The sequence below is a fragment of the Pseudomonas emilianonis genome, assembly GCF_023072625.1.
Taxonomy (GTDB): domain Bacteria; phylum Pseudomonadota; class Gammaproteobacteria; order Pseudomonadales; family Pseudomonadaceae; genus Aquipseudomonas; species Aquipseudomonas paraveronii.
This window is the reverse complement of the sequence record NZ_JAKNRV010000569.1, coordinates 1-2,239: the sequence shown is the minus strand read 5'-3', so window position 1 is coordinate 2,239 and position 2,239 is coordinate 1. Positions and strand designations below refer to the sequence as shown.

At 62.4% G+C, this 2,239-nt stretch carries 1 protein-coding gene; it reads left to right on the top strand.

Translation table 11 applies throughout. The features are described 5' to 3' along the window. Positions 1–2,239 (top strand): DUF6531 domain-containing protein (locus tag L9Z73_RS29430; RefSeq protein ID WP_247408396.1); only part of this gene is annotated, 2,239 nt, incomplete at both ends.

The following is a 2,239-nucleotide window of genomic DNA, read 5'->3' as shown; positions in this document are numbered from 1 at the left end:
GCTGGCGTCGTGGGGCAGCGGCCAGGTGAGCAATGCGTTGACCGCTGCGGCCGCAGGTTCGCCCAACCCGGTACACAGCGCCACGGGCGCGAAAGTTCTCGACGGTGAAGACGACTTGGACTTCGCCCTGCCAGGCCTGTTGCCGATCGAGTGGCAGCGCTACCACAGCAGCCGGGATGAACGCCGCGATGGCTTGTTCGGCGCCGGTTGGAGTGTGATCTACGAAGTCTTCGTCGAGATGGGTGGGCTTCCTGAGGGCGGCGAGCGCCTGGTCTACACCGACGAGCAGGCCCGGCAGATCGACATGGGCGTGATCCCCTTGGGCGGCGCGGTGTTCAGCGCGGGCGAAGGCCTGAGCGTGCGGCGCCATGCCAATGGCCAGTTGCTGATTGAGAGCGTCGACGGGCTCTATCGGCTGTTCGAACCAACGCCCGGCAACCCGTCGCACCTGCGCCTGAGCCAGTTAGGGGACCGCAACGACAACCGCATCCTCCTCGACTATGACGCCCAAGGTCGGCTGAGCCGGTTACGCGATTCCTTCAATGATGTGCGAATCGAATTGGGCTACAGCCGTCAATGGACCGGGCGCGTGGAACAGATCGAACGGCTGTTCCCCGATCAAAGCCGCGAAGTGTTAGCCAGCTACCACTACGATGCCGCTGGCGACCTGGCCGAAGTTCGCGATGCAATTGGGCATGTGCAGCGCCGCTTTGCCTACGACAGCGGCCAGCGCATGGTCGAGCACCAACGGCCCAGCGGGCTGCGCTGCTATTACCAATGGGCCTGTGTGGACGACGCCGAATGGCGCGTGATCCGACATTGGACCGACGAGGGCGACGACTACCAATTCGACTATGACCTACACGCTGGGATCACGCGGATTACCGATGGTTTGCAACGGGTCAGCACCCGCCAATGGAACCCGCTGTACCAGATCACCGAATACACCGACAACCTCGGCCAAGCCTGGCAGTTCGAATGGAATGACGAGCGCCAGTTGCTCAGTGTCACCGATCCTCAGGGCGGTCAGTGGAGGTTCGGTTACGACGAGTCCGGCAACCTGTGCGAGACGCAAGATCCGTTGGGGCGTATCGACTCCACCTTGTGGCTGCAGCATTGGTCGCTGCCGTTGGTGGAGACCGATGCAGCCGGCCACACCTGGCGCTATCAATACGACCCGCGCGGCAACTGCGTCAGCGAAATCGATCCACTTCGTCAGACAACGCGCTACCGCTATGACGCGTTTGGCCAGGTGGTGGAAATCATCGACGCCACCGGCAAAAATAAAAAGCTGCGCTGGAACCCGTTCGGGCAATTGTCCGAGCATGTCGATTGCTCAGGCCACCCCACGCGCTTTCGCTACGACGAGCGCGGCTATTTGCAGGTCATCACCGACGCCCTCGGCGAACGCACTCAATTCAGCTATGACGCTCAAGGGCGCTTGCTCAGCAGCCAACTGCCGGACGGGCGCACCGAGCAATATCAGCGTGATTCCAGCGGTCAGTTGGTGGGCTATACCGACCCCGCCGGCCACACCACGCTCTACCAGCACAACCGTCGCGGCCAGGTACGCCAGCGGGTCGATGCGCACGGCAGGCAGATCGAATTCCGCTACGACGCCTATGGCCGGTTGCAAACCCTGACCAACGAAAACGCCGAAAAATACTGTTTCACCTGGGACCAGGGCGACCGTCTCACTGCGCAGCAAGACCTCGACGGCAGTGCGCGGCGCTATACCTATGACACCCTGGATAACCTGGCCGCTGTCGAATACGTGCCCTTGAATGAGGCGTCTTCCATAGTGCATCGCCTGGAGCGCGATGCCGTCGGGCGCTTGCTGGCGAAAGTGACCGATGACGGCCGTACCGAATACGCCTACGACCCGTTGGATCAACTCACCGCCGTCACTTTCACCGGCAACGATAAGACTACGCAGGCGCTGGCCTTCGCCTACGACCCGCTGGGCCAACTGCTTACCGAACAAAGCGCCGCTGGCAGCCTGAATCATCACTACGACGAACTCGGCAACCTGATCCAAACTCAACTGCCCGACGGCCGCTGGCTCAATCGCCTGTACTACGGCAGCGGCCACCTGCACCAGATAAACCTCGACGGCCACGTCATCAGCGACTTCGAACGCGACCGTCTACACCGCGAAGTGCTGCGCACCCAAGGCCAACTCAGCACCCGCAGCGAATACGACCGCAGCGGCCGCCTGCGCGCACGCCAGCGCCGCCAC